Raw genomic sequence first — 22,690 nt, 5'->3', positions numbered from 1 at the left:
CGCTCGCCGCCTGGGCGATCGCCTGCACGCGCGCCTGGCCGCTGCGCATCGCCGGCGGCGTGCTGTTCACGGTGCTGGGCTACGCCCTGTCGCAACACTGGCTGCCCGGCTTCCACAACCTGCGCGTGATCCACGCGCTGCGCGTCACGCCGGACGCGGTGCCGTTCACCATGTACCTGAACGCCGACAAGGCGCTGGTCGGGCTCTGGCTGCTGTGGGTGCTGCCCTCGGCAGTGCGCGCCGCGCGCTGGAGCAAGGCGGTGCCGATCGGCGCGGCCGCGGCCGCGGGCACCGCGCTGGTCTGCCTGGCGGTCGCGCTGACGGCCGGCGCGGTGGGTTTCGCGCCGAAATGGCCGGCGTTCGGCTGGCTCTGGCTGGTCAACAACCTGTTGATCGTGGCGCTGGCCGAGGAGGCTTTCTACCGCGGCTGGGTGCAGCGCGGCCTGGAAATCGCGCTGGCGCGCGTGGGCGGCGGGCAATGGCTGGCGGTGCTGGTCGCCTCGCTGCTGTTCGCGGCCACCCACGCCTCGGGCGGCATCGCGCTGATCGGCTTCGCGGCACTGGCCGGCATCGGCTACGGCCTGGCCTACCGCTTCGGCGGCCTGCGCGCGGCCTGGCTCGCCCACGCGGGCTTCGACCTGATCCATTTCGCGCTGTTCACCTACCCGCTGCGCGCCGCCACCGGCGCCTGACGCATCAACCCGGCGCCCGCCCGCGCGGCGCGGCGCCGTCATCCTCCACGGCTCGATTCCGAGCCCCGGCGCGCGCCGCGCGTCCACCCGACCGCGAGCGCGCCGTCCTTCCAGGCAGGCTTACTTGATCTGGTCGGCCAGCGGCTGCAGGAAGGCCGAGAAGCCGGTCAGCATGATCTGCACGCCGACGCACAACAGCAGGAAGGCCGACACGCGCTGCGCGACCTTGGTGCCCTCGGTGCCGAGATAGCGGGCCAGCACCTCGGCGCGGCTGTAGGTCTGCCAGATCACCAGCGCGACCAGCGCCGACACGGCCACCGAGACGATGCTCGAGAGCAGGAATTCCGAGAGCTTGTGGGTGCGATTGGCGTTCAGCGCGATCGCGGTGGCGATCGAGCCGGGGCCGACCGTGAGCGGAATCGTCAGCGGGAAGAAGGCGCGCGCCATCACGTTGCGCGGGTCGATCGGCTTGACGGCCGCGTCGCCGCCCGGCACGTCGGGCGCGTTCAGCATCTGCCAGCCCGACACGGCCACCGCGAAACCGCCGCCGATGCGCAGCGCCTCCATCGAGATCCCGAAGAAATGCAGCACCGGCGTGCCGAGGAAGAAGGCCACCAGCAGCACGATGAAGGCGTTGATCGCCACCTTGCGCGCGAGCACGGCGCGCTGCCGCTCGGTGAGCGAATCGGTGCGCTCGAGGAACAGGAAGGCGATGCCGAAGGGGTTGATGATGCCCATCAGGCCGGTAAAGCCGAACAGGATCTCGGAAATCAGGCGGTCAATGATCATCGGTCGGAAGGATCAAGGGATCGTGCGAAAGCGGGATGCGGATCGAGCCTCGGGGCCGCTCTCGAAGGCGGCCGAATCGCGGGCCGGCGCCATTGTAGTGCAGCGCCGCGCGCCCGCGCTGGCCATTTGGACGAATGGGCCGCGGCGAGCGCGGGGTTCACAGTCGAGGGGGCTCGCGGGCAAATCCGCACATCTGCGCGGATTGGGTCGCGTATTACTTTACACGTTATACCCACTCCATTATGATCCAGTCATTCCGATGCAAGCGCACCGCCGCGCTGTTCGCCGGCGAATCGCCGCCGGCCTGGCGTGCCGTGGCACGCGTGGCCCAGCGCAAGCTGGCCATGCTCGATGCGGCCCAGGCGCTGCGCGACCTGGCCGTGCCGCCCGGCAACCAGCTCGAAGGCCTGTTCGGCGATCGCGCGGGGCAATACAGCATCCGGATCAACGAGCGCTGGCGCCTCTGTTTCGTCTGGAGCAGCCGGGGGCCCGAGCTCGTCGAGATCGTCGATTACCACTGATTCAGCCGCGAGGTCCGCATGAATGCCAAGAGTGTGAAGCCCGTCAACGCGATGCCCGCCATCCACCCCGGCGAAATCCTGCGCGAGGAGTTCCTGGTGCCGCTCGCGCTCAGCGTCAACGCGCTGTCGCTGGCGCTGATGGTGCCGGCCACCCGCATGCACGAGATCGTCAACGAGCGGCGCGGCATCACCGCCGACACGGCCTACCGCCTGTCGCGCTACTTCGGCACCACGCCGGAGTTCTGGCTGGCCCTGCAGGCCGACTACGACATCAAGACCCTGCCGAACCGCGACGAGATCGACCGCAAGGTCGATGCGCGCCCCAACGGCGCGGCGGCCTGAGCCGGCGCCGGCCGCTCCATTGGTCGCATCCGGGTATCGCGGGGCCGGAACACCGGCCCGCGCCTGTTAGAATTTCCCCCGCCTCCACCCCGACCCAAGGATCCCCGATGCCGCACTCCTCGAATGCCCTGCCTCGCTGGACCCTCTGGGCGCCTATTGCCGCGTGGCTGATCCTCGGCCTGTCGCGCTTCATTCCCGGCGAGAGTTTCGCGATCGCGCTGATCGCGGTGGCGCTGGCCGGCTCGGTGTTCGCGGCCGTCCACCATGCCGAGGTGGTCGCGCACCGCGTCGGCGAGCCGTTCGGCACCCTGGTGCTGGCGGTGGCCGTGACCATCATCGAGGTCGCGCTGATCGTCTCGGTGATGCTGTCCTCCGGCCCCGAGAAGGCCGGCCTCGCGCGCGACACGGTGTTCGCGGCGGTGATGATCGTCTGCAACGGGATCGTCGGCCTGTGCCTGCTGGTCGGCGGCTGGAAGCACGGCGAGCAGGATTTCCAGGGGCGCGGCGCCAACAAGGCGCTGGCCGTGCTGGCCTCGCTGTCGGTGCTCTCGCTGGTGATGCCGAACTACCTGAGCGCGGCGCCCGGCCCGCAGTTCTCCACTTCCCAGCTCGCCTTCGCGGGCGTCTCCTCGCTGGTGCTCTACGGCATGTTCGTGTTCGTGCAGACGGTGCGCCACCGCGACTATTTCCTGGTGCCCGACACGGCCGACGAATCGGTCCACGCGGTGCCGCCGAGCGTCAGGACCGCCCTGACCAGCGTGGGCTTCCTGTTCATCAGCCTGGTGGCCGTGGTGCTGCTGGCCAAGCTGCTGTCGCCGGCGGTCGAGCGCGGCGTGGCGCAACTGGGCGCGCCCGAGGCCACGGTCGGCATCGTGATCGCCGCGCTGGTGCTGCTGCCCGAAGGGCTGGCCGCGGTCGGCGCGGCCGGCGCGAACCGGCTGCAGACCAGCCTCAACCTGGCACTGGGCTCCGCGCTCGCCAGCATCGGCCTGACCATCCCCACCGTGGCCGCCGTGTTCGTCTGGACCGGCCAGCCGCTGACGCTCGGCGTCGGCCCGATGGAAACCGCCCTGCTCGCGCTCACGCTGCTGGTCAGCACGCTCACGCTCGGCACCGGCCGCACCACGGTACTGCAGGGCGTGGTCCACCTGTGGCTGTTCGCGGCCTATCTGTTCCTGTCGATCACGCACTGAACCCGCAAGCGGCGGCGCGACCTTCCCGCGCCGCCGAGTTCCTCAGGCGCCCGTCGCGACGGGGCTGGCCAGGCGCTCCAGCTCGACCAGGTCGTGGGCGAGCGCCGGCGTCAGGGTAGTGCGCAGGTGGTCGAGGAAGGTCCGCGTCTTGGCGTCGAGGTAGCGACGCGAGGCGTAGACAGCATATACGTGGATGGTGTGCAGCCGGTAGTTCGGCAGCACGCGCACCAGGCGCCCCGAGCGCAGGTCGTCGATCGCCGTGTACAGCGCGATCGAGCCGATCCCCCGCCCCGAACGCAGCGCCACCGCCAGCGCATCCGGCACGTTCACCTGGAACGGCGAGGGCGGCAGGTCGAAATGCTGCTCCTCACCGTCGTTGCGCTCCAGCCGCCACTCGCCGCCCGGCGAGGACGGCGTGTCGAGCCGCAGGCACACGTGCTTGAGCAGGTCGTCGGGCGTCTTCGGCGTGCCGTGGCGCGCCAGGTAATCGCGCGAAGCCACCAGCACGCTGCAGCTCTCCCCGCAGGTCTGCGCCACGTATCCCGAATCCGGCAGTTGCGCGGCGGTCACGATCGACACGTCGTAGCCTTCCTCGACCAGGTTCGGCATGCGCTGCGCGAGCGTCAGGTCCACCGATACCTCGGGATTGTCGTCCTGGTAGCGGACCACCGCCGGCACCACGTGGCTCTGCCCCAACCCCGTCATCGCGTGGATGCGCATCCTGCCGCTCGGCTTGAGCAGCGCGTTGCGCGCCTCGGCATTGGCGTGGTCGATCTCGGCGAGGATCGATTTCGAGCGTTCGAAATAGCGCTGCCCGCTTTCGGTCAGGCCGAGATGGCGCGTGGTCCGATGCAGCAGGCGCGTCTGAACGTGCGCCTCGAGGTTCGAGACGGCGCGGGATACCTGCGCTGTGGTGGCGGCGATTTCCTTGGCGACGGCGGTGAAGCTGCCGGCCTCGACGACGCGCACGAACAGCCGCATGTTTTCGAGCATGTCCATGGGGGGATCAGGGAAACGAGGGATCGAGCAAAGCCGCGACGGCCCGGGCCGTGCGGCACGCCCGGCGATGGCTCGACCTCGGCCGGTGAAGCAGGCTGGGGATCGGGATCGCGGGCGGCATGTTTGTGGAATTTGATCTGAAACAATCGAAGTTGGCGCGAATTGTACGCCTGAGCAGGTGAAATCGTGCATGGGCGCATCACGATTTCATTTTGTTCAGCCAGGCGACAGGATCGTGACGGATGCGCCGGCCATCGTCACGATACGCACCGCCATGGCCGCTCGATGCCCCGAATCGGCACACATTCGCACCATGATCGCCCGGCGCGCACCATGATAAATATCATGTTGCGATATAATTCGCGGCTACCGATCGCCGCCCTTCGCCTGACTCATGCCGCCCGCTTCCCTGCCGCCATCGCCGCCCTCATCGTCCCCGTCGTTCGCCGCCCGCCTGCGCGCCTGGTTGCTGGGTTTCGCGCCCTCGCCGGTCACGCTCAGCGCGCGCGAGCGGCTGCGCTCCTGCCTCGGGGCGCTGGTCGGGATCGCCTGCGTGGGCATCAGCATGCGCCTGCTGCCCGGTATCCCCGAGGCGGTGCCGCTGCTGGTCGCGCCGATGGGCGCCTCGGCCGTGCTGCTGTTCGCGGTGCCGGCCAGCCCGCTGGCGCAGCCGTGGTCGCTGATGGGCGGCAACCTGGTGGCGGCGACGGTCGGCGTGGCCTGCGCGCGCTGGATCGCGGATCCGGTGCTGGCCGCCTCGCTGGCGATCGCCCTCGCGATCGGCGCGATGCTGGCCTTGCGCTGCGTGCATCCGCCCTCGGGCGCGGTGGCCCTGACGGCAGTGGTCGGCGGCCCCTCGGTGCATGCGCTCGGCTTCGGCTTCGTGCTCGAGCCGATCGCCGTGCAATCGGCCGCGCTGCTGGCCGCCGCGCTGGTCTATCACGCCCTCACCGGCCATCGTTATCCGCATCGCGCGGCAGCCCCGCGTGATGCCCAGCGGCCGTCGGCGCGCGGCTTCTCGCGGGAGGACCTGGAGGCGGTCCTGAAGCGTCGCACCGAATGGCTCGACGTCTCCACCGACGATCTCGACGCGCTGCTGCGCGAAACCGAGCTGCACGCCTACGCGCGCACCTTCGGCGCCATGAGCTGCGCCGACCTGGTGGCCCGGCCGGCGGCGAGCCTCGGCCCGGAAACCCGCGTGTCGAGCGCGCTCGCCATGTTCGAGCGACACGGCACCGAGACGCTGCCGGTGGTCGACGCCACGCGCCGGGTGCTCGGCATCGTCACCCGCGCGCGGCTGGCCCCGCTCGCCGCGGCCGCGAGCCCGGCATCCCGGCGCGATCCGGCCATCCTCGACGCGAAATGCGACCCGACCATCCAGCAGGCGATCCTCACCGGCGTGCCGAGCATCCTCTCGACCGAGCCGGTCACCGACCTGGTGCCGCTGTTCGCCGAGGCCGGCGAGCCGGTGATCGTGGTGGTCGACGCCGCGGCGCGCCTGGTCGGGCTGGTCACGCAGGCCGACCTGATCTCGGCGCTGTACCGGCGCACCCAGGTCCTGCAGGCCGCCTGAGCGGCAAGCCGATCCTTCATATCGTGTTTCGCCGTTTCCAGCCCGGATTTCGGCCACATATATCATGTCGTGATATATTCGCTGATTCTTTAATGGCCAGAGCTTCGATGACCGATCCGAACCACGGCCTGCACAAGCGCGACTTCGAGCAGTTGTCCGAATTCCGCTACCAGATGCGCCGCTTCGAGCGCTTCTCCGAGCGCGCCGCGCAAAGCGAAGGCGTGACGCCGCTGCAATACCTGCTGCTGCTCCACATCAAGGGCTTCCCGGCGCGCGCCTGGGCGACCATCGGCGAGCTGGCCGAGCGGCTGCAGGCCCAGCATCACGGCGTGGTCGCGCTGGTGTCGCGTTGCGAGGCCGCCGGCCTGGTCGAGCGGCGCAGCAGCGCGAGCGACCGCCGCCAGGTCGAGGTCCATCTGCTCGAAGCCGGCGAAGCGGTGTTGACACGGCTGGCCGCGCTGCACCGCGCCGAGCTGAAATCCCTGCGCGGCGCCTTCCAGGTGCCGCGGATCGACTACTGACTCCCCCCTTCTTCTCCTGCCCGCCATGCACCTCGCCGCCCCGCACAAGCGCGATTTCGCGCCGAATGTCCGCCTGCCCCGCATCGCCCTGCTCGCGGCCGTGATCGGCGTGACCAGCACGCTCGCGGCCGTGGTGCTGCTGAACCTGATCCACCTGTTCACCAACCTGTTCTTCTTCGGCCACTGGTCCTTCGCCGACCGCTCGCCGGCCGGCAACACGCTCGGCGCCTGGGTGATCGCGGTGCCGGTGGCGGGCGGCCTGGTGGTCGGCCTGATCGCGCGCTTCGGCTCGGAGAAGATCCGCGGGCACGGCATCCCCGAGGCGATCGAGGCGATCCTGTTCGGCAAGAGCCGCATGTCGCCGAAGGTGGCCGTGCTCAAGCCGCTGTCCTCGGGGATCGTGATCGGCAGCGGCGGGCCGTTCGGCGCCGAAGGCCCGATCATCATGACGGGCGGCGCGCTCGGCTCGCTGATCGCGCAATGCTTCAAGCTCACCGCGGCCGAGCGCAAGACGCTGCTGGTGGCCGGCGCCGCGGCCGGCATGACCGCCGTGTTCGGCACGCCGGTGGCGGCCGTGCTGCTGGCCGTCGAGCTGCTGCTGTTCGAATGGCGCCCGCGCAGCTTCCTGCCGGTGGCGCTGGCCTGCGCCGTGGCCGGCTTCGCGCGCGCGCTCTGCTTCGGCGGCGAACCGCTGTTCCCGCTCGTCACCGCCGTGCCGTCCCCCTCGGCGCTCGGCGTCTGCCTGCTGGCGGGCCTGTTGTCCGGCGCGCTGGCCAGCGGCCTGTCGGCCGCGCTCTATCGTACCGAGGACGCGTTCGGCAAGCTGCCGCTGCACTGGATGTGGTGGCCCGCGCTGGGCGGCGTCGTGGTCGGCATCGGAGGCTGGCTGGAGCCGCGCGCGCTGGGCGTCGGCTACGACGTGATCGGCGACCTGCTGCACGGCCACCTGGCCTTGCAGGTGGTGGTCGCGATCCTGGCCGTGAAGGCGGTGATCTGGGTGGTCGCGCTCGGCTCGGGCACCTCGGGCGGCGTGCTGGCGCCGCTGCTGATGCTCGGCGCCGGGCTCGGCACCCTGCTCGGCGCGACGCTGCCCGGCACCGATCCGGCGCTGTGGCCGCTGGTGTGCATGGCCGCCACCTTGGGCGCCACGCTCGGCGCGCCGCTGACGGCCGTGGTGTTCGCCTTCGGCCTCACCCACGACGCCAACGCGCTGCTGCCGCTCCTGGCCGCCACCCTGGTGGCGCACGGTTTCTCCGCGCTGGTGATGCGGCGCTCGATCATGACCGAGAAGATCGCGCGACGCGGTTATCACATCTACCGCGAATACGGCGTCGATCCGCTCGAACGCCACGACGTGGCCGACGTGATGACGCGCGATGCCCTCGCGATCGATGCGCACGCAACGATCGCCGCGACGCGCCTGGCCCAGTTCGGCGCCGACCAGCGCCATCGCGCCTATCCGGTGCTGCGCGACGGCGTGCTGCTGGCCATGCTCGACCGCGCGCGGCTCGACGCGCTGGACGCCGCCCATGGCGGGCAAGCCACGCTCGAGGCCGCGCTGCGCGGCGTCTCGCCCGGCGCCTGCGCGCAGCCGAACGAAACCTGCCGGCTGGTGGCCACGCGGCTGGCCGTGCACGGGCTCGAGCGGCTGCCGGTGCTCGACGATCCGGTTTCGCGGCGCCTGCTCGGCATCGTCTCGCGCAGCGACCTGGTCAAGCCGGCCCTGCGCCATTTCGACGAGGAGCACAAGCGCGAGCGCTTCCACGCGATGCGCCCGATGCGCCCCGCGCGCCGCGCCGCACGGGCGCGATGAACGGGCGCGATGGAACGGCCCGCGAGCGGCCTGGCCGGGCACGCGACGCGCCACGCGAAAATCCCGTCCGGCCCCGAGCACGAATCGTCACAATCGACGTGATGGATTTAAATGTGCTTAACAATCCTCCCCGCGTTTTTTTGCGATCATGCAGTCAAACGCGACGGGGCCACCGTTCAGCACCGACACTACGCCAGCGATCCCAGAACCGCGGCGTAGGCTGACGGCCACCTCGCTTCCCTCGATCGATCGCGCCGGCGCAGCCGCTGCCGAGCCGATCGTCACCGCCGGTTCCACGCAGCATCCCGACCGGCCCTCCATGCCACTTCGCAAGACCAGCGACCAGGGCAGCCCCGTTTTCCGAAACACCTGGAAACGTCTCGTCACGTTTCGGCAAGCAACTTAACAAACTGTTGCGCAATCGACCGGAACATGATGGGAAACTGGCGATCTGACACTTTCGTAGTCCCTGCCGACATCGACGTACAAGATGCCCGGCATGTCCCAACGACCGAACAAGGAGAGAACATGAAGAAACTGCTGCCGCTCATCGCCCTGACCGTCGCCGCTTCCGCCTTTGCGCAACAGCAACCGCAATGGACCATCCAGAACGTCGGTCAGAGCCAGAAGCCCGCGAACCAGGTGGCCGCCTGCATCGCCAAGACCTGGGCCGACAAGTCCCAGCAGCAAGTGATCTCGCAGGACGTGCTCGCCAACGACATGGCGATGGACGTCTACGTGCCGGGCCAGCAGCCGCCGAACGGCGCCGCCGCGATGGTGCGTCCGGCCCGCGTCTCGGGCGCCGCGACCTGGGTGGGCTTCCGCTCGGTGGGCGATGCCGCGAATCCGGCCGCCGCGGATCTCAGCACCTGCCTGTAAGCCGCATCGGCTTCGCCGGGCGCCGGGTCTTCCGGGTCGCCCGCGCCCGGCACTCGAAAACCTCGCTTCGGCGAGGTTTTTTGTTTTCGGCATTGTTTTCGGCACCTAGCATCGCGCGTGCCCGCACCTCGCATTCGTAAGGATTCCGATGATTTTCACGGCACCGGCGCAGGCGGCGGGGCCAGCCCGGCACGGCGCGCCGCATCGCGCAGGCAGTCGATCAGCATCGCGGCGGCCGGCGTGAGCGGCGTATCGCGCCGCCGCACCACCTGGATCGACAGCGCCGGGATCGTCTCGCGCACCGCCACCTCGACGAAACGCTCGCGCGCCAGCGGCGCATCGAGCAGTTGCACGGGCAGCGCGGCCACCAGGTCGGTGCCGGCCATCAAGGTCTGCGCGACACCGAAGCTCGGGCATTCGACGATCCGCGCCGGCACCGGCAGGCGGTTCGCGCTGAAGCAGTCGAATAGCATCTGCGAGGAGCTTTCCGGGGAGGGATTGAGCAGCCACTCGGCCTCGACGAGCTCGGCCAGCGAGGTGGCGCCCGCCAGCGGATGGCCGCGGCGCGTGGCGATCGCCAGGCGGCTGGTGTAGAGGGTGTCGTGGTCGAACTCGGCGGCCAGCAGCTCGGGCACCACCACCGCCACCGCGAAATCGAGCGTGCCGTCGTGCAGCCTGGGCAGCGCCACGCCCGGGAAGCCTTCCTGCAGGCTCACGCGCGTGAGCGGGAAGCGGCGCCGGAACGCCCGGTAGGCATCGGGCAGCAGGGACAGCGCCACCGCCGGCGTGATCGCGGCCGCCACCGAGCCATGGCTCGCGCCGAGCGCCTGCTCGATGTCCTCGCGGGCGCGCTGCATCTCGGCCACGATCAGCCGCGCGCGCACCAGCAGGCGCTGGCCGAAGTCGGTCAACTGCACGCCGCGCGCGGTGCGCAGCACCAGCGAGACGCCCAGCGCCTGCTCCAGTTCCTTCAGCGATTTGGTCAGCGCGGCCGGCGACAGGTTCTGGCTGCGCGCTGCGGCGCGGATGCTGCCTTCGTCGGCCACCGAGAGGAAGGCCTTGAGCTGGTGATATTTCATGGCGGGGAAGCGAGTCCGGCGGTTGGGCCGGCGCGTGTATCGAGGGTTTTCCCGAGGCAACCACGGGTTGTCATCGACGCAATTTATCAGCTTATGGTGAGCGTCGGAAATCCCTATGCTTGAGCGCGATCGTTCGATATTTCGCCTGATCCGAGCCCGCCGCCGGGCGGCTTCCAGGCGCTCACCCACGGAGTTTCCATGACCGCCACCGAGCCCGTCCTCGCCGGCATCGCCGACCTCGCCCCCGAGTTCGTCGAGATCCGCCGCCGCATCCATGCCCATCCCGAGCTCGCCTTCGAGGAAACCGGCACCGGCGAACTGGTGGCCGGGCTGCTCGCCCAATGGGGCTACGAGGTGCATCGCGGAATCGGCCGCACCGGGCTGGTCGGCGTGCTGCGGGCCGGCGACGGCCGGCGCACGCTGGGCTTGCGCGCCGACATGGACGCGCTGCCGATCCACGAAGCCACCGGCCTGCCCTACGCGAGCCGCCACGCCGGCCAGATGCACGCCTGCGGTCACGACGGGCACACGGCGATGCTGCTCTGCGCGGCGCGCCACCTGGCCGCCACGCGGCGTTTCTCGGGCACCCTGAACCTGATCTTCCAGCCCGCCGAGGAAAATTTCGGCGGCGGCAAGGCGATGATGGACGACGGCCTGTTCGAGCGCTTTCCCTGCGACGCCATCTTCGCGCTCCACAACATGCCGGGCCGCGCGGTCGGCGAGATGGCGTTCCGCAGCGGCCCCGCGATGGCTTCCTGCGATCGCGTCACGATCCGCCTGAAGGGCGTGGGCGGCCACGGCGCGATGCCGCACATGGCGCGCGACCCGATGTCGGCGGCCGGCAGCCTGATGCTGGCCCTGCAGACCATCGTCGCGCGCGAGATCGACGCGCAGCAGGCGGCCGTGATCACGGTCGGCAGCGTGCAGGCCGGCGAGACCTTCAACATCATTCCCGAGACAGTGGTGATGAAACTCTCGGTGCGCGCGCTCGACGCCGGCGTGCGCGCGCAGCTCGAAACGCGGATCGGCGAGCTGGTGCGCGGCCACGCGGCCGCCTACGGGCTCGGCGTCGAGATCGACTACGACCACGGCTACCCCGTGCTCGTCAACCACGAGGCGCCGACCGAATTCGCGGCGAGCATCGCGCGCGCGATGCTCGGCGAGGCGCGCGTCGAGATGGACACGGCCCCGCTGATGGGCAGCGAGGATTTCGCCTACATGCTGGAGCAGCGCCCCGGCTGTTATGCGCTGCTCGGCAACGGCACCGGCAGCCATGGCGGCTGCATGGTCCACAACCCCGGCTACGACTTCAACGACGCGATCCTGCCGATCGGCGCGAGCTACTGGGTGCGCGTCGCCGAGGGCTGGCTGGTCGACTGAGCGAGCAAGGCGCGCGGCGCCGCCTGCTCCCGCTTCGCCGCGGGATGACAGGCCGAGCGCCGCGAGCCGTTTGCCTTGCGCGCCTGCTCCGCGGCTTCTCCACTGCTGCTCCGCTGCTTCTCCGTTCCTTCCCCCGCTTCCGTTCCCGCTCCGAGGTGCCGATGGAATCGCCCGCCGTCGAAGTCGCCCTGCCCGCCGCCCGCGCCTCGCGCCGCCAGGCCCGCCGCCTGATCGCGGCGGCCGCCGTCGGCAATGCGCTCGAGTTCTACGATTTCACCGTCTACAGCTATTTCGCGCTGCTGATCGGCCGGCTGTTCTTCCCGGTCGGCTCGGCCTTCGGCGAGTTGATGCTGGCGGTGGCCAGCTTCGGCGTGGGTTTCGTGACGCGCCCGCTGGGCGGCGTCGTGATCGGCATCTACGCCGATCGGGCGGGCCGCCGCAGCGCGATGATCCTGACCTTGCTGCTGATGGCGCTGGGCACCGCGATGATCGCGGCGGCGCCCACCTACGCGCAGGCGGGCCTGGCCGCGCCGGTGATCCTGGTGCTCGCGCGGCTGCTGCAGGGCTTCGCCTCGGGCGGCGAGGTGGGCGCCTCCACCACGCTGCTGATCGAACAGGCGCCGCCGCACCGGCGCGGCTTCTATGCCTCGTTCCAGTTCTCCAGCCAGGGGCTGGCGGCGCTGGCCGGCGCGCTGACCGGCGCGGTGCTGAACGCGACGCTGAGCGCGCCGCAACTGGACAGCTGGGGCTGGCGCGTGCCCTTCGTGATCGGCACCCTGTTCGTGCCGCTCGGCTATTGGCTGCGGCGCGGCATCGACGAGGCGCATCGACCCGCCGCCAGCGTCAGTGGCAGCGGCACCGGCGATGCCCCCGCGCCGCTGCCGCTTGCGGCGGTGCTGCGCCGCCATCGCCGCGCGCTGTTCGCGGGCCTGGGCCTGACCATCGGCGGCACCGCCACGCACTACATCATCGTCTTCTACATGGCGATCTACGGCGTGCGCACGCTGCACCTGCCGGCCTGGATCGCCATGCTGGCCGGCTGCGTGGCCGGCATCGCGCTGATGCTGGTCTCGCCGCTGGGCGGCGCGCTGGCCGATCGCATCGGCCGCAAGCCGGTGGCGGGCTGGTCGCGCCTGGTGCTGACGCTGGCGATCTACCCGGCCTTCGTCGCGCTGAACCGCTGGCCCGGCGCCGCCTCGCTGCTCGGCGCCATCGCCGTGCTGAGCGTCGTGCATGCGCTCTATTGCGGCGCCACCGCGCCGATGCTCGGCGAGCTGTTTCCGCGCGCGGTACGCGCCACCGGCGGGGCCCTGGTCTACAGCCTCGGCGTGGCGATCTTCGGCGGCTTCGCGCAGTTCATCGTGACCTGGCTGATCGCCGCCACCGGCGACCCGACCGCGCCGGCCTGGTACGCGATCGCCTGCGGCACGCTCAGCTTCGCCGCGCTCGCGAGCATCGAGGAGCGCGCCGGCAAGCGGCTCGATTGAGGCGTCGCCGCGAAGCGCCGATCCAGCCGCTCGGCGCCTTCCACAAGGGGTCGGAACCAAGGGCCGGCCCGCGCCGCGCCCGGGGCCGCCGGGCAGCGATTGCGCGCGCCCCGGCGTCGAAACGATGGCATGATACGAACCTTGCGCCATCTCTCATTCCAAACGCGCCGAACCATGTCGAATCTGCTAGTCCACGGCGGCACCCCGCTTCGCGGGGAAATCACGCCGTCCGCCAACAAGAACGCCGTCCTCCCGATCCTCTGCTCGACCCTGCTGACCGACCAGCCGCTGAAGCTGATCGGCGTGCCCGACATCACCGACGTGCGCAAGATCCTCGACATCTTCCGCACGCTCGGCAGCGATGTCTCGATGGACTACGCCACCGGCGTGCTCGACCTGCATCACCGCGCCACCCAGTTCGACCCGGCCGTGCACCGCCTGCCCGAGGAGATGCGTTCCTCGATCATGCTGGTGCCGCCGCTGCTGGCCCGTTTCGGCGTGGCGCGGCTCGAGAGCGACGTGACCGGCTGCACGCTCGGCGTGCGCGAGATCGACCCGCACGTGGAAGTGTTCGAGCGCTTCGGCGCGACGCTGGAGCAGACCTCCGACTCGCTGATCCTGCGCGTGGCCGGCCCGCTCCAGGCCAACGACCACTGGCTCGACTACGCCTCGGTCACCACCACCGAGAACTTCGTGCTGTGCGCGACCGCCGCCGGCGGCGTCTCGACGCTCGTGAATGCCGCATCCGAGCCGCACGTGCAGGAGTTCTGCCGCTTCCTGACGATGCTCGGCGTGCCGATCGAGGGGATCGGCACCTCGCATATCCGGGTCCAGGGCGGCGGCAAACTGGGCGGCGGCGAGCACCGCTTCGCCGAGGATTTCCACGAGATCGCCACCTTCCTCGCGCTCGGCGCGATCACCGGCGGCGACATCGCGGTGCGCAACAGCGGCCCCGAAATGTTCCCGCTGATCGACCGCACCTTCGCCAAGCTCGGCGTGCAGGTCACGCACGAGAACGGCTGGTCGCGCGCGGTGCGCGACGGCGTGATGCGCGTGCGCAAGCCCTTCACGCAGAACATCCTGACCAAGATCGAGGCGGCGCCCTGGCCCTACCTGCCGGTCGACCTGCTGCCGATCTTCATCGCGCTCGGCGTGAAGGCCGAGGGCAGCGTGATGTTCTGGAACAAGGTCTATGACGGCGCGATGGGCTGGACCGGCGAGCTCTCGAAGTTCGGCGCGCACGTGTTCCAGTCCGACCCGCATCGCCTGATCACCTTCGGCGGCCTGCCGCTGTCGCCGGCCCGCGTCGAGAGCCCCTACATCATCCGCGTGGCGATCGCGCTGCTGATGGTGGCCGCCAGCATCGAGGGCCGCTCCGAGATCCTCAACGCCCAGCCGATCCGCCGCGCGCATCCGCACTTCGTCGAGAACCTGCGTTCGGTCGGCGCCAACGTGGAGTGGACCGCCGGCGACTGAAGCAGCGCCGCGCCCAAAAACAATCAGCCCGGCATGGTCGACACCATGCCGGGCTGATTTGCATTCGCGCCGAGCGAACCGGCTCGAACCGAGCCGGCCGTTGCGCCGCCTAGAAGTTGTGCATGATACCGACGTAGGCGCCGGTCTGCGATTCGCCCGTCAGCGGGTTGGTGCCGTTGGTGGCGTCGCGCGAGGAGGCGATCAGCGAGAAGTTCGAGTTGCCGCTGTTGCGCATGTAGGCCACCGTGCCGTACAGGAAGGTGCGCTTGGACAGGTTGTAGGTGGTGCCGAGCACGTACATGATCGCGTGGCCCGACGCGTCGTGCGTCGCATCGCCGTTGCCGCTGCCGACCCGCACGTAGTAGCCGCCGCCCGTTACCGCCCAGGCCGGCGTGGCCGTGTAGGTCGCGCCCAGCCAGACGTGGTCGGCGCGGTCGGCCAGGCCCTGCGGCGTGTCCGGTGCCTGGTAGTGCGTGTAGGCGGCCTGGATCTTGAACTTCTGTACGTAGATGTTGGTGCCGACGAAGTATTCGCGCGAGGCGGTGAAGATGTTGTCCATCTTGCCGTTGTTGTTGCGCAGCTCGTCATAGATGCCGCGCACGTCGAACAGCGCCGAGTGATACGACAGCATGATGCCGTCCGAACGACCGAAGTCGTTGGCCGGGCCGGTGTTGAAATTGGTCTGGTTGCCGAAGGCGTACTGCCCCTGCACGTCGAAGCCGTTCCACACCGGGCTGTGATACTCGATGTTGTTGCTGGTCTGCTGCCAGTTGCGGCCGCGCACCAGCGAGGCCGACGAGAACGCCTGCTGCACGAACGGATCGAATTCCCACACGCCGTCGCTGTCGATGAACAGGTTGCGACCGGCCTGCAGCGTGCCCCACTCGTTGTTCTTCAAGCCCACGTAGGCGCGGCGCGAGAACATCCGGCCGCCGCCGGTGGTGCCGTTCATCACCTGGAACGCGGTCTCGAGGTCGAAGATCGCGGTATTGCCGCCGCCCAGGTCCTCGGTGCCCTTCAGGCCGAACATGCTGGTGCCCCAGTCGCCGCTCTCGGCGCTCCAGCGCGTCGCGCTGCCGGTGCGCGTCGCGTTCGCGACGTGGTTGAGGTACTCGACGCCGCCGTCGATACGGCCATAGAGCGTGACGCTCGATTGCGCGAAGGCCGCGGCCGGCACGGCCACGCTCAGCGCCGCGATGGTTTTGATTCGAAGTTTCATATCCCCTGCCTGTAGATCTCTCTCAGATTTGACTGGCACTTTCCGTGCGGCTCGCTTGTGGTTCGCGACCGGCAAGGAAGGTGCCCCGGGCCACGCATGGCGCGTGGTGCGAAACGGTTCGCGCACGCGCTGTTGTTGTTTAGTCGTCGACGATCCGGCTGTTTCGCCGATTCCCCGGCGGCGCGAGGGCGGCAGGCGCCTCGCGCCCGGCATCGGGCGCCGTTCCGGCCCCGCGCATCGACGCGGACCGGAAATGTACGCGTTTGCGAGCCGCCGGACAATGTCTTTATAGGATATGAATTCTTACGCTCTCCTCGATAAACGGAATCGACGCATAGTCTGTCGGCTGTAAGCCACAGTGCTTCCCGCGACGACGCAATCATGCTATGGCTGGCGCCGTCGCGCGCCATGGACAGGCGCCAGGACAGGACAAAATCGCGCCTGACCGATGTAAGGGCTCGGTTAGAATCGCAGGCATTCCGAAAAGCATCTCTCCGAGGGCGGGCGAGCGATGAAGCAAAGCACATCAAAAAAAATCCTGTATTGGAGTGCCGTGTCGGCGCTCGCGGCGGTCATGATCGGCGGCTTCGGCTGGCCGGCCGACGCGGCGAAGATCGTCAGCGTCTCGCCGCAAGGCTCGGCACCCGAGATCCGGCAGGTGACGCTCAAGTTCGACGAGCCGATGGTGGCCTTCGGCTCGCCCTCGCTGCCCGCCCCGGCGCGCCTGCAATGCGATAACCCCGCGGCCGCGAAATTCGACGCGGTCTGGAACGACGATCGCACCTGGCTGGCCCAGTTCCAGCAGGCCCTGCCGGCCGGCACGCGCTGCACGCTGACGCTCGAGGACGGCCTGAAGTCCTCGGCCGGCCACGCCGTGACGGGCCCGCGCCGCTTCGCCTTCCAGACCAGCGGCCCCTACCCGGTCGAGATCCGCCCGGGCCGCAGCGAAATCGAGGAGCGCCAGCTCTTCGTGCTGAAGCTGACCGGCCCGGCCACCGAGGACTCGCTGCGCGAGCACATCTGGTGCGAGGCGACCGGGATCGGCAACCGCATCCCGATCACCTTCGCCAATGCCGCCACGCGCGCGCAATTGCTCGATCATTTCCACTGGAAGGCCGACGCGGCGCGCGTGCTGACGCTCGGCTGCGCGCAGACCCTGCCGCCCGGCCAGCCCGTGCAGCTGGTCTATGGCGCCGGCGTGCAAAGCCCCGGCGGGGTGGCCAACGGCAGCGAGAAGCGCTTCGACTTCCGCGTGCGCGAGCCCTTCGCGGCTTCCTTCAGTTGCGAGCGCGAGAACGCCAAGGCGCCCTGCACGCCGCTGCGTCCGCTGCGCATCGAATTCAACGCGCCGATCTCGCGTGCCGCGGCCGAGAAGCTGCGCCTCCAGGGCCCCGACGGCGCGATCTCGCCGAGCTTCAAGCCCGACGACAAATCCAGCGACACGCGCACGGTCGAGTTCGCCGCGCCGCTGCCGGCCAGCGCCGAGCTCAGCGTCACCCTCCCCGACGGCCTGAGCGACGACAGCGGCCGCCCGCTGTCCAACGCCGACCTGTTTCCGCTCAAGACGCGCACCGCCTCGATGCCGCCGCTGGCGAAATTCTCCTCCTCGACCTTCGGCATCATCGAGCGCTACGCCGAGCCCGATTCGCCGGCCCTGGTGCCGGTCACGCTGCGCAACGTCGAGGCCGACCTGAAGATCGCCGGGCTCAACGCCGGCCAGGCCGAATTCTCGAACATCCGCGTCGAGGACGACAGCGCGATCCGCGAATGGATGCGCGTGGTCGACCAGATGGACGGCATCGGCATGTCGGTGGCCAGCATCGACGCGCTGCGCCCGGGCCTGTTCGAGCGCGCCAAGCACCCGGTGTTCGTGCCGCCCGCGGCCGGCGAGAAACCGCCGGTGGGCGTGCACCGGATCGTCGACGTGCGTTCGCTGTCCTTGCTGGACGGCCAGCAGCACGTCGAGCAGCTGGTGCTGCCCAAGGCCGACCCGGCCACGCTGCGCCCGTTCGAGGTGGTCGGCGTGCCGATCGCCAAGCCGGGCTTCTACGTGCTGGAACTCGCCTCGCCGGCGCTGGGCCGCTCGCTGATGGCCAAACCCGGCTCGATGTACGTGCGCACCACGGTGCTGGTCACCAATCTCGGCGTGCACTTCAAGCGCGGCCGAGACAACAGCCTGGTGTGGGTCACCACGCTCGACAAGGGCAAGCCGGTGCCGAACGCCGAGATCCGCGTGTCCGACTGCAACGGCGAGCCGCTCGCCTCGGGGCGCACCGATGCGCAAGGGCTGCTGAAGATCGACGGGCCGCTGGCCGAGCATCGCCGCTGCGACTACGAGACCAGCTATCGCAACACCTTCGTGTCGGCGCGCGTCAACGATCCCGTCAGCGGGCCCGACATGGCCTTCGTGGTCGACGACTGGAACCGCGGCATCGAGTCCTGGCGCTTCGACGTGCCGAGCGACTACGGCACGCGCCCCGGCACGATCGCGCATACCGTGTTCGATCGCACCCTGGTGCGGGCCGGCGAGACGGTCTCGATGAAGCACTACCTGCGCGTCGAGAAGCTCGACGGCCTGGCCTTCCCCAAGCAGTACCCGAACCGCGTGACGATCCGCCATGAAGGCAGCGGCGACGTCTACCGGCAGCCGCTCGTGTGGGCAGCCGACCACACGGCCGATTCGAGCTTCACGCTGCCGCCCGGCGCCAAGCTCGGCGAATACACCGTCACGCTCGACACTGGCCGGGCCGGCGACAAATCCGACGATTCCGAAGCCAACAACGGCGACGACGACCAGGACGACTCGAGCAGCGGTTCGGGCGCCAGCTACGGCAGCGGCTCGTTCCGCGTCGAGGCGTTCCGCCTGCCCGTCTTCAAGGGCAGCGTGAACGTGCGCGATACCAAGACCAGCCCGCTGGTGGGCGCCAGCGAGGCCGCGGTGGCGGTCCAGCTCGACTACCTGTCGGGCGGGCCGGCCGCCAACCAGCCGGTGCGCGTCTCGGCGCTGCTGCGCCCCACCTCGCCGGCCTTCGGCGACCGTTATCCCGACTTCTCCTTCACGCCCTGGCGCGCCGAGCAGCCCGGCTCGGATGCCGGCGCCAGCGACGACGAGGACGACAGCGGCGACACCACCGCCTCCAGCGCCGACCCCGACGCGCCGAAGCTGGTGGCCGACAAGCTGCCGGTCACGCTCGATCGCAACGGCAGCGGCACCGTCTCGCTGAAATCGCTGCCCAAGGTGGACGCGCCCAAGCGCCTCGCGCTGGAGGCGACCTTCGCCGACCCGAACGGCGAGATCCAGACGATCCGCGGCGACACCACGCTATGGCCCGCCGCGCTGGCGGCCGGCATCAAGGCCGGGCACTGGGTGGCGGTGGGCGATTCGGTGCCGGTCACGGCGCTGGCGGTCGACCTCGACGGCAAGCCGCACGCGGGCGCCGAGATCGAGGTGCATGGCTACGCGCGCGTCACCACCTCCTCGCGCAAGCGCATGGTGGGCGGCTTCTACGCCTACGACAACCGCAGCGAGACGCGCGACCTGGGCGCGCTGTGCAGCGGCAAGACCGACGACAAGGGGCGCCTGGCCTGCGACGCCAAGCTCAAGGAAGCGGGCGAAGTCACCCTGGTGGCCCAGGTCAAGGACGGCTCGGGCCGCGCCGCCACCGGCAGCACCTCGATCTGGGTGGTACGCGAGGACGAGCTCTGGTTCGGCGGCAACAATACCGATCGCATCGACCTGATTCCCGAGAAACCGTCCTACGAGCCGGGCGAGACCGCCCGCTTCCAGGTGCGCATGCCGTTCCGGCAGGCCACCGCGCTGGTCGCCGTCGAGCGTTCGGGCGTGATGGAAACCCACGTGGTGCAGTTGAACGGACGCGACCCGAGCATCGAGCTGAAGGTCGACGCGAGCTGGGGGCCGAACGTCTATGTCTCGGTGCTGGCGCTGCGCGGCCGGCTGCGCGAGGTGCCCTGGTACTCGTTCTTCACCTGGGGCTGGAAGACGCCGGTCGAATGGGCGCGCGCCTTCTGGAACGAAGGGCGCCGCTACGTGCCGCCCACGCCGCTGGTCGACCTGTCGAAACCGGCCTTCCGCTACGGCCTGACCGAGATCAAGGTCGGCACCGCGCCGCACAAGCTCGCGGTGAGCGTCACGCCCGACGCGGGCAGCTACCCGGTGCGCGGCACCGCCCACGTGCGGATCGCCGTGAAGCTGCCCGACGGCAAGCCCGCGCCGGCCGGCACCGAGGTGGCGGTGGCGGCGGTCGACGAAGCCCTGCTCGAGCTGATGCCGAACGACAGTTGGGACCTGCTGGGCGCGATGTTGCAACGGCGCGGCTACGGCGTGGAAACCGCCACCGCGCAGATGGAGATCGTCGGGCGCCGTCACTTCGGCCGCAAGGCCGTGCCGGCCGGCGGCGGGGGCGGCACCGCGCCGACCCGCGAGCTGTTCGACACCCTGCTGCTGTGGAGCCCGCGCGTCGCGCTCGACGCGAACGGCGAGGCGCGCGTCGACGTCAAGCTCAACGACGCGCTGACGCGCTTCAGCATCGTGGCGATCGCCTCGGTCGGCGTCGATCGCTTCGGCACCGGCCGCGCCAGCGTGCGCAGCACCCAGGACCTGCAGCTGATCTCGGGCCTGCCGCCGCTGGCGCGCGAGGGCGACGCGCTGGTGGCGCCCTTCACGCTGCGCAACACCACCTCGCGCGCGATGAAGGTGCTGGTCACGCCGAACGCGCCGGGCCTCGCGCTGGCGGCCCAGACCGTCGAGCTGGCGGCCGGCGCCTCGCGCGAGCTGAGCTGGCGCGTCGCGATCCCGGTGGGCGCGGCCGACGGCGGCGGCGCGCTGCCGTGGTCGATCTCGGCCGCCGAACAGGGCGGCGCGCACGCGGCCGATGCGCTGAAGATCACCCAGAAGATCGTGCCGGCCGTGCCCGTCACGGTGCAGCAGGCCACCCTCACGCAAGTCGACGGCAGCTTCTCGCTGCCGGTCGCGGCGCCGGCCGACGCGGCAGCCGATCGCGCCGGCCTGCCGCGCGGCGGCATCTCGATCGCCCTGCAATCGAAGCTGGCCGACGGCCTGCCCGGCGTCACGCGCTGGTTCCAGCAATATCCGTATCGCTGCCTGGAGCAGCAGACCTCGCGCGCGCTCGGCCTGCACGACGCGGCGCTGTGGCAGTCGGTGATCGCGCAGATGCCGTCCTATCTCGATGCCGACGGACTGGCCGGCTACTTCCCGCTGTCGGCCGACAGCGGCGAGAAGGGCAGCACCGCCCTGACCGCCTACCTGTTGTCGGTGACCGACGAGGCCGGCAAGCTCGACCCGCGCTTCGCCCTGCCCGACGCGCTGCGCTCGCAGCTCGAGGCCGGGCTGGCCAGCTTCGTCGACGGCCGCATCACGCGCGACAGTTGGGCGCCGCGCGAGGATCGCGACCTGCGCAAGCTGGCGGCGCTGGAGGCGCTGTCGCGCCACGACGCGGCCCAGGCGCGCATGCTCGGCTCGATCGCGATCACCCCGGAGCGCTGGCCGACCTCGGCCCTGCTCGACTACTACGCGATCCTGTCACGCGTGGCCGACATCCCGCAGCGCGAGGACAAACGCGCCCAGGTCGAGCAACTGCTGCGCGCGCGGCTGGCTTACCAGGGCACCCAGCTGGTGTTCTCGACCGCGCGCGACGACGACCTCTGGTGGCTGATGAGCGGCAACGACAGCAATGCCGCGCGGCTCGCGCTGGCCTTCAACGGCAACCCGGCCTGGAAGGACGAGATGCCGAGGATCGTGGCCGGGCTGCTGGCGCTGCAACGCAACGGCGCCTGGCAGACCACCACCTCGAACCTGCTCGGCGAGCTGGCCGTCGAACGCTTCTCGCGCACCTACGAGACCACGCCGGTCACCGGGCGCACCACGCTGCGCCTCGGCGACGTGGAACGCAGCATCGCCTGGGGCGGCGGCGCGGCGGCGGCAGCGCCGGCCAGCGCCGCATCACCGGTCACGGCGGTGGCCGCCGCGCCCTCGGCGGCAGCCTCGACGCCGGCCGCCACGCGCAACGCGGCGGCACGTTCGACCCTGCTGCCCTGGCCGGCCGCGCCGCATGCGCCGCTCACGCTGTCGCTGACCCAGGACGGCACCGGCAAGCCCTGGGCGATGATCCAGAGCCTCGCGGCCGTGCCGCTCAAGCGCCCGGTGGTGTCCGGCTACCGGATCACCAAGACGCTCACCCCGCTCGAGCCGGCCGTGAAGGGCGCCTACACGCGCGGCGACCTGGTGCGCGTGCATCTCGACATTGACGCGCAGGCGGCCATGACCTGGGTGGTGATCAACGATCCGGTGCCGGCCGGCACCAGCATCATGGGCTCGGGCCTGGGCCGCGATTCGGAAACCGCCACGCAGGGCGAGAACAATCGCGATGGCGCCTGGCCGAGCTTCATCGAGCGCGACTTCGACGGCTACCGCGCCTATTACAGCTACCTGCCGGCCGGCAAGACCTCGATCGAGTACACCATGCGGCTCAACGCGGTCGGCAGCTTCGGCCTGCCGCCGACGCGCGTGGAAGCGCTCTACGCGCCGTCCGCCTACGGCATGCTGCCGAACGCGCCGATCGTGGTGCAGCCGGTGGCGGGCCAGCAGCCATGAGCGTCGGCATGCCGGCGCGGCCCGCGCGCCTCGACCAGCGCCTCGCCCTGCACGGCTTCCGGCGCGCGCCGGGCGCGCTGCGCCTGCTGCTGGCCG

General features: G+C 70.3%; 16 protein-coding genes. 12 read left to right on the top strand and 4 right to left on the bottom strand.

Annotated features, from left to right (window positions below):
- Positions 1-692: CPBP family intramembrane glutamic endopeptidase (locus tag F3J18_RS26130; RefSeq protein WP_166915014.1), on the top strand; the 692-nt coding region annotated here is incomplete at its 5' end.
- 120 nt (positions 693-812) lie between these two features.
- Here F3J18_RS26130 and F3J18_RS26125 read toward each other — a convergent pair.
- Positions 813-1,481: a MarC family protein gene (locus F3J18_RS26125; RefSeq protein ID WP_025100406.1), complete on the bottom strand. Its 669-nt coding sequence runs from the start codon at positions 1,479-1,481 to the stop codon at positions 813-815.
- A gap of 242 nt (positions 1,482-1,723) precedes the next feature.
- Between F3J18_RS26125 and F3J18_RS26120 the strand changes: the two genes are divergently transcribed.
- From F3J18_RS26120 to F3J18_RS26110, 3 genes are all read left to right on the top strand, one after another.
- Positions 1,724-2,002, top strand: coding sequence for a type II toxin-antitoxin system RelE/ParE family toxin (locus F3J18_RS26120; RefSeq protein ID WP_025100405.1), 279 nt, complete (start codon positions 1,724-1,726; stop codon positions 2,000-2,002).
- 18 nt (positions 2,003-2,020) lie between these two features.
- Positions 2,021-2,344 (top strand): HigA family addiction module antitoxin, encoded by a 324-nt coding sequence (locus F3J18_RS26115; RefSeq protein ID WP_029951048.1) that lies wholly within the window; start codon positions 2,021-2,023, stop codon positions 2,342-2,344.
- Positions 2,345-2,451: 107 nt separating this feature from the next.
- Positions 2,452-3,537, top strand: a complete 1,086-nt coding sequence (locus F3J18_RS26110) for an ionic transporter y4hA (RefSeq protein ID WP_166915012.1) — start codon at positions 2,452-2,454, stop codon at positions 3,535-3,537.
- 42 nt (positions 3,538-3,579) lie between these two features.
- Here the strand turns inward: F3J18_RS26110 and F3J18_RS26105 are convergent, their stop codons facing one another.
- Positions 3,580-4,536: a LysR family transcriptional regulator gene (locus F3J18_RS26105; protein WP_025100402.1), complete on the bottom strand. Its 957-nt coding sequence runs from the start codon at positions 4,534-4,536 to the stop codon at positions 3,580-3,582.
- 394 nt (positions 4,537-4,930) lie between these two features.
- Between F3J18_RS26105 and F3J18_RS26100 the strand changes: the two genes are divergently transcribed.
- From F3J18_RS26100 to F3J18_RS26085, 4 genes are all read left to right on the top strand, one after another.
- Positions 4,931-6,109: an HPP family protein gene (locus F3J18_RS26100; protein WP_166915010.1), complete on the top strand. Its 1,179-nt coding sequence runs from the start codon at positions 4,931-4,933 to the stop codon at positions 6,107-6,109.
- Between the two features lie 107 nt (positions 6,110-6,216).
- Positions 6,217-6,630 (top strand): MarR family winged helix-turn-helix transcriptional regulator, encoded by a 414-nt coding sequence (locus tag F3J18_RS26095; protein ID WP_166915008.1) that lies wholly within the window; start codon positions 6,217-6,219, stop codon positions 6,628-6,630.
- 25 nt (positions 6,631-6,655) lie between these two features.
- The gene (locus tag F3J18_RS26090; RefSeq protein WP_166915006.1) at positions 6,656-8,443 is read left to right on the top strand and encodes a chloride channel protein; all 1,788 of its coding nucleotides are present in this window, start codon (positions 6,656-6,658) and stop codon (positions 8,441-8,443) included.
- Positions 8,444-8,971: 528 nt separating this feature from the next.
- Positions 8,972-9,322, top strand: a complete 351-nt coding sequence (locus F3J18_RS26085; protein WP_013690198.1) for a hypothetical protein — start codon at positions 8,972-8,974, stop codon at positions 9,320-9,322.
- Positions 9,323-9,477: 155 nt separating this feature from the next.
- Here the strand turns inward: F3J18_RS26085 and F3J18_RS26080 are convergent, their stop codons facing one another.
- Positions 9,478-10,401 carry a LysR substrate-binding domain-containing protein gene (locus tag F3J18_RS26080; protein ID WP_166915004.1) on the bottom strand — a complete coding sequence of 308 codons (924 nt, stop codon included), beginning with the start codon at positions 10,399-10,401 and terminating at the stop codon, positions 9,478-9,480.
- Positions 10,402-10,599: 198 nt separating this feature from the next.
- Here F3J18_RS26080 and F3J18_RS26075 point away from each other — a divergent pair, with 198 nt between their 5' ends.
- The 3 genes from F3J18_RS26075 to F3J18_RS26065 all read left to right on the top strand — a co-directional run bounded on the left by F3J18_RS26075 (position 10,600) and on the right by F3J18_RS26065 (position 14,744).
- Entirely contained in the window at positions 10,600-11,781 is a 1,182-nt protein-coding gene (locus tag F3J18_RS26075; protein ID WP_166915002.1) for a M20 aminoacylase family protein, read from the top strand.
- 161 nt (positions 11,782-11,942) lie between these two features.
- Positions 11,943-13,268: an MFS transporter gene (locus tag F3J18_RS26070; protein ID WP_166915000.1), complete on the top strand. Its 1,326-nt coding sequence runs from the start codon at positions 11,943-11,945 to the stop codon at positions 13,266-13,268.
- Positions 13,269-13,442: 174 nt separating this feature from the next.
- A complete protein-coding gene (locus F3J18_RS26065; protein ID WP_013690194.1) occupies positions 13,443-14,744 on the top strand; it encodes a UDP-N-acetylglucosamine 1-carboxyvinyltransferase in 1,302 nt (433 codons plus the stop codon).
- A 109-nt stretch (positions 14,745-14,853) separates the two neighbouring features.
- Here the strand turns inward: F3J18_RS26065 and F3J18_RS26060 are convergent, their stop codons facing one another.
- On the bottom strand, positions 14,854-15,963 hold the full coding sequence (locus F3J18_RS26060; RefSeq protein WP_025100397.1) for a porin: 1,110 nt from the start codon (positions 15,961-15,963) through the stop codon (positions 14,854-14,856).
- Between the two features lie 574 nt (positions 15,964-16,537).
- Here F3J18_RS26060 and F3J18_RS26055 point away from each other — a divergent pair.
- A complete protein-coding gene (locus F3J18_RS26055) occupies positions 16,538-22,594 on the top strand; it encodes an Ig-like domain-containing alpha-2-macroglobulin family protein (protein ID WP_240156441.1) in 6,057 nt (2,018 codons plus the stop codon).
- Positions 22,595-22,690 lie beyond the last annotated feature (96 nt).

Source organism: Burkholderia sp. Ax-1720, assembly GCF_011753035.1.
Classification (GTDB): domain Bacteria; phylum Pseudomonadota; class Gammaproteobacteria; order Burkholderiales; family Burkholderiaceae; genus Burkholderia; species Burkholderia gladioli.
This window is presented reverse-complemented; position numbering and strand designations above follow the sequence as displayed.